This is a genomic window from Okeania sp. SIO2F4 (genome assembly GCF_010672385.1).
Lineage (GTDB): Bacteria > Cyanobacteriota > Cyanobacteriia > Cyanobacteriales > Microcoleaceae > Trichodesmium.
In genome coordinates, this window is record NZ_JAAHGT010000124.1 from 1 (window position 1) to 15,663 (window position 15,663).

Annotated in this window: 12 protein-coding genes and 4 pseudogenes; 11 read left to right on the forward strand and 5 right to left on the reverse strand. The window is 37.6% G+C overall.

What is annotated here, in order from left to right; all coding sequences use genetic code 11:
* Window positions 1-760, forward strand: a pseudogene (locus tag F6K22_RS10540) (hypothetical protein); the annotation flags it as partial.
* Window positions 761-1,308: 548 nt separating this feature from the next.
* On the opposite strand, the gene F6K22_RS10545 reads toward F6K22_RS10540, so the two are convergent.
* The 3 genes from F6K22_RS10545 to F6K22_RS10555 form a co-directional block, all read right to left on the reverse strand.
* Complete coding sequence (locus F6K22_RS10545) at window positions 1,309-2,463, reverse strand: homocysteine biosynthesis protein (protein WP_293096838.1); 1,155 nt, start codon at window positions 2,461-2,463, stop codon at window positions 1,309-1,311.
* A gap of 27 nt (window positions 2,464-2,490) precedes the next feature.
* A complete protein-coding gene (locus F6K22_RS10550) occupies window positions 2,491-3,756 on the reverse strand; it encodes an RNA-guided endonuclease InsQ/TnpB family protein (RefSeq protein ID WP_293096840.1) in 1,266 nt (421 codons plus the stop codon).
* 429 nt (window positions 3,757-4,185) lie between these two features.
* The gene (locus F6K22_RS10555; RefSeq protein ID WP_293096842.1) at window positions 4,186-5,388 is read right to left on the reverse strand and encodes an AI-2E family transporter; all 1,203 of its coding nucleotides are present in this window, start codon (window positions 5,386-5,388) and stop codon (window positions 4,186-4,188) included.
* A 408-nt stretch (window positions 5,389-5,796) separates the two neighbouring features.
* Between F6K22_RS10555 and F6K22_RS10560 the strand changes: the two genes are divergently transcribed.
* Window positions 5,797-6,057: a hypothetical protein gene (locus tag F6K22_RS10560; RefSeq protein WP_293096845.1), complete on the forward strand. Its 261-nt coding sequence runs from the start codon at window positions 5,797-5,799 to the stop codon at window positions 6,055-6,057.
* Window positions 6,058-6,189: 132 nt separating this feature from the next.
* Here F6K22_RS10560 and F6K22_RS10565 read toward each other — a convergent pair whose 3' ends face one another.
* Window positions 6,190-7,413: an RNA-guided endonuclease InsQ/TnpB family protein gene (locus tag F6K22_RS10565; protein ID WP_293096848.1), complete on the reverse strand. Its 1,224-nt coding sequence runs from the start codon at window positions 7,411-7,413 to the stop codon at window positions 6,190-6,192.
* A 199-nt stretch (window positions 7,414-7,612) separates the two neighbouring features.
* The gene (locus F6K22_RS10570) at window positions 7,613-7,810 is read right to left on the reverse strand and encodes a hypothetical protein (RefSeq protein ID WP_293096851.1); all 198 of its coding nucleotides are present in this window, start codon (window positions 7,808-7,810) and stop codon (window positions 7,613-7,615) included.
* Between the two features lie 174 nt (window positions 7,811-7,984).
* Between F6K22_RS10570 and F6K22_RS10575 the strand changes: the two genes are divergently transcribed.
* The 9 genes and pseudogenes from F6K22_RS10575 to F6K22_RS10620 all read left to right on the forward strand — a co-directional run.
* A complete protein-coding gene (locus F6K22_RS10575; RefSeq protein ID WP_293096854.1) occupies window positions 7,985-9,301 on the forward strand; it encodes an RNA-guided endonuclease InsQ/TnpB family protein in 1,317 nt (438 codons plus the stop codon).
* A 314-nt stretch (window positions 9,302-9,615) separates the two neighbouring features.
* Window positions 9,616-9,804: pseudogene (locus F6K22_RS10585) on the forward strand (hypothetical protein); the annotation flags it as partial.
* A 7-nt stretch (window positions 9,805-9,811) separates the two neighbouring features.
* A pseudogene (locus tag F6K22_RS10590) lies at window positions 9,812-10,444 on the forward strand (RNA-guided endonuclease InsQ/TnpB family protein); the annotation flags it as partial.
* A pseudogene (locus F6K22_RS10595) lies at window positions 10,419-10,538 on the forward strand (zinc ribbon domain-containing protein); the annotation flags it as partial. The pseudogenes F6K22_RS10590 and F6K22_RS10595, both read left to right, overlap by 26 nt.
* A 25-nt stretch (window positions 10,539-10,563) precedes the next feature.
* Window positions 10,564-10,773: a hypothetical protein gene (locus tag F6K22_RS10600; RefSeq protein WP_293096867.1), complete on the forward strand. Its 210-nt coding sequence runs from the start codon at window positions 10,564-10,566 to the stop codon at window positions 10,771-10,773.
* A 460-nt stretch (window positions 10,774-11,233) separates the two neighbouring features.
* Window positions 11,234-12,559: a class I SAM-dependent methyltransferase gene (locus F6K22_RS10605; protein ID WP_293096857.1), complete on the forward strand. Its 1,326-nt coding sequence runs from the start codon at window positions 11,234-11,236 to the stop codon at window positions 12,557-12,559.
* Window positions 12,560-12,856: 297 nt separating this feature from the next.
* On the forward strand, window positions 12,857-13,069 hold the full coding sequence (locus tag F6K22_RS10610; protein ID WP_293096860.1) for a hypothetical protein: 213 nt from the start codon (window positions 12,857-12,859) through the stop codon (window positions 13,067-13,069).
* 1,291 nt (window positions 13,070-14,360) lie between these two features.
* Window positions 14,361-14,912 (forward strand): type IV pilin-like G/H family protein, encoded by a 552-nt coding sequence (locus tag F6K22_RS10615; protein ID WP_293096862.1) that lies wholly within the window; start codon window positions 14,361-14,363, stop codon window positions 14,910-14,912.
* A 238-nt stretch (window positions 14,913-15,150) separates the two neighbouring features.
* On the forward strand, window positions 15,151-15,663 hold a 513-nt coding region (locus tag F6K22_RS10620), incomplete at its 3' end, for a tetratricopeptide repeat protein (RefSeq protein WP_293096864.1).

The window sequence follows — 15,663 nt, forward strand, 5'->3', positions numbered from 1 at the left end:
GGTAATGAGTCTATTAAAAAATCATTTAGACCTAGAATCAGAACATCTCTGGGTAGTTTATCCTCGTACCAGACAAGAAAATAATGACCTACATATTCAAATTATGGGGGTATGGGAACCAGAAACCCTAAGAACAAAAGCAAAATCCTCTACTGAATTAACAAATGAAGAACACCAGCAAACTTTTTCTTCTCTAAGTATTTCTCCCACTGCTGAAGATGATAAAAATCAAGAAAAAATACAAGAAACACAGGACAGAGATAACTCTGAAAAAACTACTATTGTTCCTACTCCTGAAACTCAAACAGATAGTTTAACTATTGTAGATGATGGTTATTTTTCTATCCGAGGAGAAGTAATTTATCAATCTCAAGACGAAGAATATGTAATAGTTAAAGTGCAACAATCAGCTCGAAAAGGTGAAGAAACTCCCAAATTTTTTAAGCTGAAATTAAAAGGGAATTTAGGCGATCGCCCATTAAATCGTTTCTGGGATTTACATATTCATCGCCAGAATACATCTCTGGTGATTCAATATGGTAATGATATTGGTAGTCTATTGTTAAATAATCGTCGCCAATTTCCATCAAAAGGCAAGAAAACATTTAATAAAAATAATAATAATAATAGAAGAAGTAGTTATCCTCGAACAGCTCGTCCTAAAAGTGATAATTTTGTAGCAAATTCACCTCCTATTCGTAAAGAAGCTATTCCTAAACCGACTAAAAGAAAGAAAAATCCAGATGAGCAAGGGAATTAATAGGGAGTAGGGAATAGGGAGTAGGGAGTAGGGAGTAGGGGGAAAGAATTGATGTATATAGTGGGATACCGGAGCATGATTTTTGATTATTGTTTGTGTCTATAATTACTATCAATGCCACAGATGTTTATTTTTGAGGAATGGAATTCTCTTTGGGAATTAGGCAATAGGAGAAAAAGGCTGAAAAATACTCTCATACTCCTCCAAATACCTCCAATACCACATCTCTCTAAACTTACTCCTCCTCCACACCCCACACACTAATTTTTTTGTGGATAAATTAACCCACATTCCGCACGTCAAATTCTAGCATTAAAAGTAGTATGAAAATTCGGGGGTTTGTCAGTATTTATGCTGTATAGAGTCTATTCATTGACCTTTCTGTTGAGTCAAATTCTCAGTCAAATATTCAGCATAAATATTTGATGGAGCCAGATAATTAGCTAGAATCATTCCCTACTGACTATTGTACGGGCGATTCGCGAATCGCCCCTACGACTATTGACTACTTGCACTTGATATTACATTTTGAAGTGCGGAATGTAGGATTAACGTTCCAGAAATGGTAAAAAAATTCTATCCATAGGAAGTGGAGCAACTGATTCAGTTAGAGTAAATTCTCCTGCTTCAATCCACTCTTTTAATTCCAAGGCAATTTGATGAGATAGGAAAATACTCGCAAGGGGGGCACTTCTAACAAGTTTGCCCTCTATTTTTATCCGACCAGACTTGAGTTGAGCATAGCTCACTAGACCAAAAGTTGGACGTACACGCCGAGGAATAGAAAAATCTACCACTGGGGCAACAATATCTTGGTCTTGAATAGCACAGTTAGCTACTACTTTTTCATTCAAGACAGGTAGAGGAATACCCACACCCAACATAATTGATGGACCATAATTTTTGAAATAACAACCACGTACCCATTGAGATTGCATTTGTTTGGCATCTCCAATTAAGGCTAAAGTCGCAGCAGGTCCAATAGGAGTACGATTAGAAAGACGTTTTTGCAGAGGAAAGTGTTGAGTACCTTCCCAGGTAATGTATCCAATACCACCACCCAAAAATATGCGGGTACCAATACCAATTACTTCTAAATCTGGGTCATTGAATAATGGGGAAATAGCACCAGGATTAGAATAAACTGCATTACCTAAATTTGGCAGCAGAGGGCCAAGATAAGTAAATAGAGGGCGATCGCCACCATTCACACCAACTATAAAATTTTGATATGAATTTCGTGGGTTAAATAAATAGAACTGGTTAATTGTTTCACGGGTGATGGTAGTTTCAAAAGTAGCTCGTGGATAACAATCTGTTACTTGACCAATTGCTCTAAGTTGGACAGGTAAACCTGCAATTAGGTCTTCGATTATATGGCCTCCACCTCTTTCTTTAGATTCTTCAGCATCTTCAGCTATTTGAGTTGCCCCAAGATACAAATCCACGGCTCCAAAACCTGAGTAAGCTGGGATACCATCTAGCCAACAGGAGCGAATTTTGATGGGTGGGTCAGTATGTCCCAAGTTGATGATAGCTCCAGAGGATTCCATTGGCTCAAAGGTGCCAGTTGTAATTACATCAACTTCTTTTGCTGCTTGGGTAATACTTGTTTCAGCAATTCTGGCTTTGAGTTCTGTTATTGTACAGACAACGGCTTTTTTGTTGGAGATTTTGTCGTTAATTTCAGCAATTGTTCTCATCTAGTGACATCCTCCCGACGCTGACCTCTACAGGTTACAGCCTGGGCTTCCAACATCGCTGTTAGACATTGCTGCCCTGCGCCACTTATCTAGGCATAATGCCCCCGACAGCTCGACTTGACAGCCTATTTCTTGTTCCCAGAGTCCCTGGGTACTAACTTGCTCATAACCTCGGTTACAGATTTCCTGTGCTGAAGCTACGTCTCTATCAACCTCATATTTACATTCTGGGCAGCTATGCCATCTATTAGAAAGTTCCTTCTTTACTAGGCTACGGCAGTTTGGGCAAGTTTGAGAAGTGCCTTTGTGGTCTACTTGACCAACGTATACTCGCCGCTGTTTCCCAACATAAAATAAAATACTCCTAAACTGTCCAAAAGCTGCATCAACAGTATATTTTCCCAAGAAACCTTTAGCCATGGTTCTAAAATCTATGTCTTCTACAAAGATAGTCTCAGCCATGTCGCATAATTTATGGGCTAATTTGAACTGATAGTCTTTACGTTTGAATGCTATATGATTGTGCTGTTTCTCTACTTTAATCCTTGCTTTCTCGTAGTTAGCAGAACCATTCTTTTTCTTAGACAGTCTACGTTGTAGCACTTTCAGCCGACTATGCTCTGTCTGGAAAAATTTTCGTCCCGGTTCTATGAAACCATCACTGGTCGCCAAGTATTTGTCTAATCCCACATCTACCCCGATAAAATGCCCGTGAGGTAGGGTTTCGGGCATATAAATATCAGATTGAATAGTAATTACAGCAAACCACCCCATCGCTTTTTTGAGGATTCTCACTTGCTTGACCACAAAACCGTCAGGTATTGGACGATATAGGTTAATTTCAACTTTTCCTAATTTTGGGAGTTTGATTTGCCATCCTGTAATCGGATTGACCCTGAATTGAGGAAACAACATGGACTTCATTTGTCCGTACTTTTTGAACCGAGGAAATCCATAACCTCTTTTTTGGAAAAAGTCCCAACCATTGTGCAATCTTCGGATGGTTGTTTGTAATACATGAGAGGGAACTGACGCTAGTCGTGGAAACTCCTTCTTGGCCTTGGGGAGGTTGTTTTGTTGTTGCTGATATCCAGGGAATGGGTAATTAGCACTAATAATATACTCACTGTCCAAACTACACCTGTCTATTGGACATTTTCTAGAAGCCATCCAATCCTTGAGTTCCCTAAGAGCATAGTTATAAACACTACGACAAGTTTCGAGCCATTCATTCAATAACTCGACCTGTTTTTGGTCGGGATAAATTCGATAAGTGTAGTTAAGGGTGAGCATAGTTAGAACAATACCACAAAACGCGGCGGGCAGTAAATGCTGATTTGACCAAAAAATCAGGTCTCAAGCCTCCCCCTCTTTAAAAGCTATCCATTATCCATAAGTCTTGAAACCCTTGTGGGGAAGAGGGGAGCAGGGAGCAGGGGAGAAGGGAGAAATAGTCATAGTGGCTAAGTAAAACTACTTAACTTTTCCAAATAAATGTACTTTTCAATACATTTTTTCCCTGGAATAACCCTTTAACAGGCTCATACATGATTTGTTTATTTTGTCAAGCTTTATGTTAAGTTTTAAAGATGTGGGTAAAGCATAGCCTTAAAAGGGAGAGGATTGACCAATAAGAAAAAACATTTCTTTTCTTCCCCTTGAAAGGGGAGGCTTTTGACCTGAATTATTTAATTATTAATTATTAGGTAATCATCCAAGATTTTAAGATGTTTGTTCGGATGATTCAGAGGTTTCTTCTGAATTTGCAACCCTAGATTGGAGTGCATCTTCACTGACGTTTTCTACTACTTTTTCTATTTCTGAATCAATTTTTTTCTCTACAACTTTAGCGGTTTTAGACAGAGCATCAATATTATCTCTTTGAGGAGGAAAATTTTCAACTTGCCAGTTATCAAGAATATCTTTAATTAATAACTCCTTCATCCAGACTTGACAAATGATTGTTAAAGGTAAAGCTAGTAAAAGTCCGGCAAATCCAAAGAAGCTCGCAAAAAATACTTGAGCAATTAATGTAATGGCAGGTAACAAAGAAACTTTTCTTGCTATCAAGTAAGGATTCAAAATATTACTTTCAATTTGTTGAATGAGAATGTAAATTAGCAAAACTAAAGCAGATTTTAAAGGTGAATCTAAAAGAGCGATCGCCATTGGAGGAATCAGACTTATAGTTAGTCCAATATGTGGTATTAAAGTTAGTAACCCTGCCAAAACAGCTTGAGCTGAAGCCAGGGGAATTTTCAATATAGATAAACCGATAAAACTGAGTAAAGCAATTACACTCATATTAAATAAAGAACCAATTATCCATCCTCCCAAAGCTGTTTCACAACTATCTAAAATTAAGTTAATTCGTTGGCGATAAAAAGAGGGAAATAACTTGATACATCCTTGACGATAAGAGATTGGATCTGCCAACATCATTATGGTTAAAACTAGAATTAGTAGAAAGCTCAGAAATATGCCAAAAGTATTACCAACAAATGCTCCAGCATTATTAATTAATTGATTAAATATTGGTTGTAGTTGGGGAATAACTTGATTAATATCAATATTTGGTAATTGTTCTCTGAGTTGATTGGGTAATTGATCTTTAAGTATATTCAGCCAATCATTTAATTTATTAATTCCCAGGGGAACAATAGTTATTAATTGTTGAAACTGTTCTGCTAAAGGGGGAACAATTACCCAGAAAAAGGTAGCAATTAGTAGAATAAATAAGCTGACCGAGATTAATACAGCGAGCGATCGCTTAATTCGGAAATGTTGGAGCCACCTGGATAGTTTATTAAGAGTAGTACCAATTACCACTGCAGTAAATACTAACAATAGTAATTGACGGATTTGCCACAATATGTATATAGAAGCCAGGATGGTAAATAGACCAATCCAATTACCTAGGTTCACAGGAATTAGAGTTAAAGTATAAATTGAAAATATATGGGTTATATTTTAACTTACTTCTGTTCTAGGTTGCTTGTCTCTTTGTAAACATTCAGCGGTCAGCTAACAGCTATCAGCTATAAGTTATTAACTAGACCTCTTGCAAAAGTTTTAATTAAATCAATTTAAGACATGAAATAAACAGTTTTATCCCCCTATTCCCTATTCCCTATTCCCTATTCCCTGACTTCTGGAAGAAGTCTACTTATTATCTCACTCATAGGAAGGAGGAATTAGTCTCCAAGGAGAATTAAAAGTTATGACTAAAGTATAATCCTTTAACCTGAGAAATAATTATTCATTCATGCATCTGATTGCTGACCGCGAGCTAGCTGAATTCTTACCCTCAAATCCATAAATTATATATTGATTATGAATGTTGAATTAGTACAAACTTTAGCTCAAATTATTCGTTCTCTTCCAGAAGAAGAACGAACTTTATTAGAGACTGAACTTCAGGGTTATCAAAGGCAAAACACATTGCAAAAACTCCAAGAACTAGGAAATAAAATACAAAAGCGTCGAGGAAGAAAAGCATTAGAAATAACTCCTGAAGAATTGATTATCAAAATAAGAGAAGAACGTACAGAACAATTGATGAAAGTTTGCTTTCTGGATGGAGAGAACGAATGACAAAAAAATAATTTGTATAGATGCAAGTTTTATTATTAGGCTAGCAATTAGTGGTACTTCAATACCTAGTTTTAGTAATCTATGGACTCAGTGGGAATTGCAAGGTTATTGTGACATACTCCCACGCCAACCTTAAGGTATGGCGTGGGCTTCTCGTTTCGTAGTCCCAGTACCCCGTCGGACTCCACGAGCTTTAAGGACGGAATGCCCTGCCGCCCTTTTTTTTATGTTTATTGCTGCGTTCACATCGCGGTCAATAACAACACCGCAATGTGGGCAAGAATGAGTTCTTTGCGACAATTCTTTCGGGACTTTTTCACCACAATTCGAGCAGTCTTGGCTAGTGTTTTGAGGGTTCACTGCTATAGTTTTCTGTCCAGCATTCTCAGCTTTGACAGTTAAAATAGTTAGAAATTGTCCCCAAGCAGCATCGTTAATTGATTTACTCAATCTCGTTTTTGCCAATCCTTTAATATTTAAGTTTTCGTGGGCAATAACATCCGCTTTTAATAATAATTCATTAGCTGTTTTAAAATGAAAATCTTGGCGCTTGTCGGCTACTTTTTTATGTTGTTTAGCCACAGCTTTGACAGCTTTTAGCCATCTTTTGCTGCCCTTTTTCTTACGGGATAAACGTTTTTGTAGAGTTTTTAATCGCTTCTGAGATGAGCGATAATATTGAGGGATTGGAACCGACTCTCCTTCACTTGTTAACAGAAAGTCCTTGAGTCCCATATCGATTCCCAGAGTGTTTTCTGATGTAGCTTTGACATCACAGTTAAATGAGGGAACCGATTTATCTTCCAACGATAAAGTCACATAATACCCATCGGCTTTACGGCTAATCGTCACAGTTTTAATGTTAAAACCCTCTGGCAATGGTCGATGTTGAATCAACTTTACCCTACCTATTTTGGGTAAATTAATCTTATTTTCTTCAATGCAATCTTGCTTGATTTGAGGATAAGTAAAGCTATGATAACGACCTTTTCCTTTAAACCTTGGCTTGCCTAATTTTTTACCATTTTTATCTGTTTTAAACCATCTATCAAAGGCTAGTTTTACCCGCTTAATACAATCTTGCAATACCTGAGAATGAATTCGCTTGTACTCCCGAAATTTATCTTTGGTATTTACCAAATCCTTTTTCTGAGAGTAATAATCTGGATTATCTTTTAGTTGAGGAATTGGCATTATTAACGGGCAAGCATTAACCGGACAACGGTTTTCTTCCCACCAAGAAAATCTTTCCCCTAGTCGATAGTTGTACTGCCGACGCAATAAATCAAACCAGAATTCTATGGTGGCAATTTGGTCTTTATTGGGTCTAAGCTTGTACTGGTAAGCGGTCCGCATTACTATAAACGTCACCTTGATCTTTTTTATGATAACATCAATTTTTGAGTTTTGAACAAAAAACAATATTTGTAAATTAATGGGGTTCAATGCCCCATTAATTTACCGCCGATTCATCTCACGCCAATTTTTCAAATATAGCGTGAGGCTTCTCGACGGTTTAGCTAAAATTGCTCCTACCTTGTTTTATAGCGATCGCTCATTCCACATTCTCAACTTGTTGCAAAAGTTGCCATCCTAATAATATTCCTATAAATATTGGGGGGATAAGTACAGCAATTAGAGCGTTAATGGCCGTGGAGGAAATAGACAGATAAGGGCCACCATATTTTATGAGTAGAGAAAGTCCCGCAGAAAGAATTAGGACTTTGAGAATGAAAATTATTTTATTGTTCATAATTTGTGATGTTAAAATAAATATTCTGTAAGAAATATAACTACTTCAAGAACGAAAAAGCAATTTTTATCTAAATGTTGGTAGAAGACCCGCGCTCTCCCGCAGGGGAGCGTCGGGATGAATACCAACCCATGCTATAATATAGCAACTAATATTAGTAACAGGTCGATAAAATTGAAAGCTAGATATAAATATCGTATCTACCCTAATCATGTCCAAATAACTAAATTAAATCAATTATTTGGTTGTTGTCGGTATGTTTGGAACCAAAGTTTAGCACATTGTAATCAGTTGTATATTAATGGTATTATAAAGCCTTCATATACTGATTTAACTAAACAATTCATAACACAAGCTAAAAGAGAATTACTTTGGTTGAAAGAAGTTGCTTCAACTCCATTACAACAATCATTAAAAGATTTAGACCAAGCTTACAAAAATTTTTTCAATAGTTGCAAAGGTAAACGAAAAGGACTTAAGGTAAAACCACCTAAATTCAAGAGTAGAAAGTCAAAGCAAACTGCCAGATTTGTTGGTGCTAATTACCAGATTAATCAAGATAAAATCTATCTACCCAAAGTAGGTAAAATCAAAATATTTTGGTCAAGGCCATTAGCTAGTAAGCCTACATCTCTAACAATTATTAGAGATTCAGCTAATCGCTATTTTGCTAGTTTTGTCATAGAAACTAATCCTGAATCTCTGCCTAAAGCTGATAATTCAATCGGAATAGATTTAGGCATTTCGACATTTGCTACATTGAGCAATGGAGAGAAAATATTAGCTCCCAAGCCTCTTAAGAAAAACCTTAAGAAATTAGTTAAGTTTCAAAGAAGATTTGCTAAAAGTTTACCAGGTAGTAAACGCCGTGAGAAACGTCGGATGAAAATAGCTAGGCTACACGCGAAAATTCAGGATATTCGTACAGATTTTCTACACAAGTTGTCTACTAATTTAGTTAGAAAATATGACACAATTGTATTAGAAGACTTGAATGTTTCTGGCATGGTTCGTAACCACAAATTAGCTAAGGCAATTAGTGATTTAGGATGGCGACAATTCCGAACCTTAACAGAGGCAAAATGTGAGAAATATGGCCGTGAGTTTAGAGTAATAAATAAATGGGAGCCGACAAGTCAAAAATGCAGTTGTTGTGGTTTCCGTGGAGGCAAAAAAGAATTAAATGTCCGTGAATGGACGTGCCTCAACTGTGGGGCAAAACATGACAGAGATGTGAATGCTGCTATCAATATTTTAGAAGTTGTGCAACCGAAAACCAAGGTTGATGTAATTAAAACTGAAGCATTAGAAACACCTGTACAACTATCACTTTTTGTTAGCGTAGCTCCTCCGCAGGAGGCTGTCGTCGCGGGCGGGCAGCCCGAGACGTTAAACAAGACGAGGAGCCGACGTAATTCTACCCGTAAAAAGGTAGTTGATGGCAATGAGTCGTCTACCCGCCCTGAGTCAATTCAACTTCGGTTGTTTTGATGGATGGGAATCCCGCGCTCTCCCGTAGGGGAGCGTCGGGAGGATGTCAAATTCTTTCATTATCAATTATCCATTATCAATAGAAAGAATTAGGACTTTGATAATGAAAATTATTTTATCTAATGTTGGCTTTTATACCCGCGCTCTCCTGTAAGGGAGCGTCGTATGGGAATGCCATCCCATGCCATAATAACACTACGAGCGTGTTAGTAATAGGTGGAAAACATTGAAAGCTAGATATAAATATCGTATCTACCCTAATCATGTCCAAATAACGCGCATTAAATCAATTATTTGGATGTTGTAGATATGTTTGGAACCAAAGTTTAGCACATTGCAATCAACTGTATGTTAACGGTATAAAAAAGCCATCATATACTGATTTAACCAAACAATTCATAACACAAGCCAAGAAAGAATTGCTTTGGTTGAAAGAAGTAGCGATTCACTCCATTACAACAATCATTAAAAGATTTAGACCAAAGTTACAAAAACTTCTTTAATAGTTGTACTGGTAAAAGGAAAGGAATTAAGGTTAAACCACCATTATTTAAGTCAAGAAGGTCAAAGCAAACTGCAAGATTTGTAGGTGCTAATTATCAAGTTAGCCAAGATAAAATCTATTTACCAAAAGTAGGTAAGATCAAAATAGTTTGGTCAAGACCATTAGCTAGTAAACCTACATCTCTAACAATTATTAGAGATGCAGCTAATCGCCCTAGCATTGCCAGTTTTATAGTAGAAATTAGTCCTGAATCTCTGCCTAAAATTGATAATTCAATCGGAATAGACTTAGGTATTTCGACATTTGCAACAGTAGGGACGTTGCATGCAACGTCCTTACATGGAGAGAAAATATTAGCTCCCAAACCTCTTAAAAAGAACTTGAAAAAGTTAGCTAAGTTTCAAAGAAAGTTTGCCAAGACTGAGCCAGGTAGTAAACGTCGCGAAAGACGCAGGCTGAAAATAGCTAGACTACACGCCAAAATTAAGGATATTCGTACAGATTTTCTACACAAATTGTCTACTAATTTAGTTAGAAAATATGACACAATTGTATTAGAAGACTTGAAGGTTTCTGGCATGATTCGTAATCGCAAGTTAGCCAAAGCAATTAGTGAAACACGGTTGGAGACAATTTAGGACTTTGACTGAGACTAAATGTGAAAAGTATGGTCGTGAGTTTAGGGTAATTAACCGTTGGGAACCTACTTCTCAAAAATGCTCTAATTGTGGTTTTCGTGGTGGCAAAAAAGAATTAAATGTTAGAGAATGGACTTGTCTCAATTGTGGTACGTTTCGTATGGAGAGATGTCAATGCTGCACTGAATATTTTAGAAGTTGTTCAACCAAAAACCAAGGTTGAAACAGTCAAAGAAACAGTAGCAGAAAATCCTGTACAGCTATCACTTTTTGGTATAGTCGCGGGCGGGGCAGTCCGAGACATTAAACAAGACGAGGAGCAGTCGTAAGACTGGTCGTAAAAAGCCAGCAAGCAGCAATGAGTCGTCTACCCACCCTGAGTCTTTCGTTCAGCGAGCGTCTGTTCGATTGATGGATGGGAATCCCGCGTTGTCTCGTAGAGCAACGTCGGGAGGATGTCAAAAAATGTTACAACCTATTTAGTATTGCTATAAATATTCTCTCAGAAATATAACTACCAAATTCAACTCAAAATGGCTATAGTAAATAAACTTCCTAAAACTGTTCTGACCAAAAAATAAGGTCTCAAAGCTTCCCTTTCAAAGGGATGAAAAAAATATCCACCATACGTATCTCAAGACTATGGCTGAACCAAAGGTACTGATAACTGATATAGCACTCGAAGCAAAGATTAGGAAATTTCTAAGTCCTGAAATCCTTTGACAGTTTACTATTCTCTATTCCCTATTCCCTATTCCCTATTCCCTAGCGCTATAACTGATAACTGAAATGAATCATCCCGAATCAGAATTACAAGCAAAAATTCGTCAACAATTTGATTTTGTAACTTATCCCAGAATACCTGTAGAAAAATCTCCTAAGGATGACTATGAATCACTTTTTATTCATAATCTTGTCACACCATATTATCTGAGAAATCAAAAAGTTATAGAAACCAAAGATAAAGTCATTTTAGATGCGGGATGTGGCAGTGGTTATAAAGCATTGGTCTTAGCAGAAGCAAATCCAGGGGCGAAAATAGTCGGGATTGATATTTCGGAAAAGTCTGTAGAATTAGCTCGGCAACGTCTGAAATATCATGGTTTTGATAATGCCGAATTTCATGTTTTGCTTATAGAAGAATTGCCAAGTTTAGGTTTAGAGTTTGACTATATTAATTGTGATGAAGTTCTGTATTTATTGCCAGATATAGTTGCTGGTTTACAGGGAATGAAATCTGTTTTAAAATCCGATGGAATTATTAGAACAAATCTCCATAGTTCCCTCCAACGTCATAACTATTTTAAGGTGCAAGAAGTTTTTCAAATGATGGGATTAATGAATGAAAATCCTGGAGAAATGGAAATGGAACTAGCACGAGAAACTTTGGATGCTTTGAAAGACTCAATTACTCTTAAACGGCAAATTTGGAAGCCGGAAAGGGCAAAAAATGAAGAATGGATACTGAGTAATTATTTATTACTGGGAGATAAAGGTTTTACTATCCCGGAAGTTTTTGCTGCTTTAAAAAGTGCCGATCTAGAGTTTATTAATATGGTGAAATGGCGACAGTGGGAAATAATGGATTTGTTTAAAAGTGAGGATGATTTGCCAGCTTTTTTAGGAATGAGTTTGCCAGAAATTTCTGTGGAGGAACGACTACATTTATTTGAACTTTTACAACCCATGCACCGTCTGTTGGACTTTTGGTGTGGTCATCCCCAAAAAGGTCAATCTTTTGTGCCAGTTTCAGAATGGACTGACTCTGATTGGCAAAAGGCCAAGGTACATCTCCATCCTCAGTTGCGAAATTCTCAAGCTAGAGAGGATTTGATTAACTGTATCAATAACCATAAACCTTTTGAGATTAGTAATTATGTGAAGTTGCCCACCTTATCACCTATTCATATAGATAGTAGTATTGCTGTTTGTCTGTTGCCTTTGTGGGATGGGGTCTGTACTGTAGAATCTTTGGTAGAACGGTTGGTCAAGATTAGACCATTAGACCCGATTACTTTAGAAGCGGTGAGCAAGGATAGGTGTTGGGAGGAAGTTAGGGAATTATTGGATACTTTAGACCCATTTTTATATGTGCTTTTAGAGCATTGTTCGTAGTAGGGCTTTAGCCCTCCTAATATACTATCGGGCTGAAGCCCTACTACGAGCATTAAATCTTTAAAAGAACCTTCAGTTTGTAGTTTTGCTCTAGCCCTAATCTATCATCCTTGGACTGAAGTCCTACTACGAACTTAGTAGTTAGTAGGTTGGGTAGAACGATAGTGAAACCCAACAAACCTTTATTAGTGTTGGGTTTCGTCCCTCAACCCAACCTACTAGCTATCGGGCTGAAGCCCTACTACGAGCATTGAATCTTTAAAAGAACCTTCAGAAGCAGCAGTTTATCTTGAGGTTGTGTTAGAAGAAGGCGATCCAAAAATGATCAAAAAAGCTTTCTCTAATGTGATAGAAGCCAGAAGAGGATTTAATTTTGTTTCCGACGATGTTTATCAAAATCTTGCAATATTTGACGAAAAACTTAAAGAAACGGGTGAAATAGAATTTAATCTTTTGCAGACACGCCCTAGAATCTTTGGGATTGAAAGTTGGAGTGACGGTGAGACCTAGTTAGGACAAAATAGCGATCGCTTCAAGTCTTTGTTTGTAGTTTAGCTTTAGCCCATAATGTATTATCCTTGGGCTGAAGCCCAACTACGAACTTAGAACTTCTTTCGTAATGGTAGTTCAGTTGTGATGGGGTGGAGACAAAAGCAACCAAAGCAAGGACCTCACAAATCAAGATTGGATGGCCTAGAGATTGCTTCCATCCACTCCGTGACCGTGGCAATGACTACCCTTTAACGTCATTGCGAGGCACGAAGCAATCTCATTATTCTATTGGACAATCTAGAGATTGCTTCCCTCCACTCCGTGACCGTGGCAATGACTACCCTTTAACGTCATTGCGAGGCACGAAGCAATCTCATTATTCTATTGGACAATCTAGAGATTGCTTCCCTCCACTCCGTTCCGGTCTCAATGACTAACTCTAAATGTCATTGCGAGGAACGAAGCAATCTTATTAGTCTAGTCCAGTAGGTTGGGTAGAACGATAGTGAAACCCAACAAACCTTTATTAGTGTTGGGTTAATGGTGTTGGATTAATGGTGTTGGGTTAATGGTTTTGGATTAATGGTTTTGGGTTTCGTCCCTCAACCCAACCTACTTTTGGCTTGTCATTGCGAGGAACGAAGCAATCCCATTATTCTAGTAGGTTAGCATAGATAGTCCATTGAAGAGATTGCTTCGGCTAGAAAATGCTTTCCCCAGAAGTTTAATTTGTTAAGCCCTCGCCTCGCAATGACAAACCTGGCTTTCTTTAATACTCTCTTGATAAGTTGGCTTTTATATAGAATCCGGTTGAACAATAGTCATTGCGACGATAGGAAGCAATCTCATAAGTCCCACGAGATTGCTTCCTTCCACTCCGTTCCAGTCGCAATGACTAGCCCTAAACGTCATTGCGAGGCACGAAGCAATCTTAATTAGTCTAGTCCAGTAGGTTGGGTAGAACGATAGTGAAACCCAACAAACCTTTATTAGTGTTGGGTTAATGGTGTTGGGTTTCGTCCCTCAACCCAACCTACTTTTGGCTTGTCATTGCGAGGAACGAAGCAATCCCATTATTTAAGTAGATGGGCAGCAATTTTATTGGTTTTGGGTTACCCTTCGGGATCTTGCTACGTCCCTCAACCCATTTTGTGTAAGTCCTGTTGGTGTTGGATTAATTCTGTTGGGTTTCGTCCCTCAACCCAACCTACTGAAAAAATTTCCTGGGGGATGATATGAATTTTTGCCAAGGTGGGTAAGTTAGATTCATGGGATAAAAATTATTAGTCCAATTTTTATAGGAGAAAAAATGAAAACTGAATTTAAGGCTAAGTTCTTACAGCACGTTGCTAAGAAGAGAAAGGAAGAGGGTTTTACTCTGATTGAGTTGTTGGTGGTTATCATTATTATTGGTATTTTGTCTGCTATTGCGTTGCCTTCTTTCTTAAACCAAGCTAATAAGGCGAAGCAGTCTGAAGCAAAGCAGTATATCGGTTCTATTAGCAAAGGTCAGCAAGCTTATTTTGTAGAGAAAGGTAGCTTTATCGACGAAATCGAGCAGATAGGAAAGCTAGGTCTAGGTATTAGGACTGCTACCGGTAACTATACATACAGCCTAGAAGCAGGCGGCGATGGTACTAATGCTGGAGCTAACTCATTTACTGACAAGGCAGCGAACGGTTTGAAATATTATGCAGGTCTAGTTTTTCTAGAACGAGTCGATCCAGCTGATGATCAAAGTGATCTAACTTCTCAAACCCGTCTGTGTGAGTCAGAAACGGCATCAACAGACCCAGCTACTGGTTTTGGTGGCCTTGGTGAAGTCGTAGAATGTGGAGATCCCTACCCAAATGAATTATAATTGACGATCAAACCATCGCAATCTTAGCTGTAGTTTACGCTTTAACGACGGTTTGCGTAACTAACAAAATTCCAAACTTAAAAATAGGTAGTGCTTTAAGTGCTACCTATTTTGCATTAACAGGACTTACGCAAAGGTACTATATATAGAGTGCAAAAACTATAACGTTATAGTTTTTAACGCTATATATGTTGTATCTGCGTAAGTCCTAATTAATACTCATTAAATTACTCATATTATGTCCTCCAACCATACCACCAGCAACCTAACATCTTGGCAACAAGAAGCTGATGTTTATTTAAAAAAAGGAAATTATCAAAAAGCAGCAAGTTTATATGAACAAGCAATAAACACCGACCCTAGCCATAAATCAAACTATTGGCAGTTAGGTTTAATTCTACTACTTCAAGGAAAAGAAGAAGAAGCACAAACAACTTGGCTCTTAGGTATGGCAGATGGAGAATTAGAAGAGGTTGAACAATGGACGGAAGAATTAGTACAGATATTAACAACAGAAGCAAATAGACAAGCAACAACAGAAGATTATTCTGTAGCTTGGGCAATAAGACAACATATTCGGGAAATTCACCCCACTGATATTCATAACTTATTACATTTAATTTATTTATCTATTGGTCTGGAAAACTATACAGCAGACCAATTGACAGAATATGAAATTATTACACAACTAGAAAATAGCAAAATAGAGGAGCTTGACCAAGATTTATTACTACATCTACTGAACAAACTC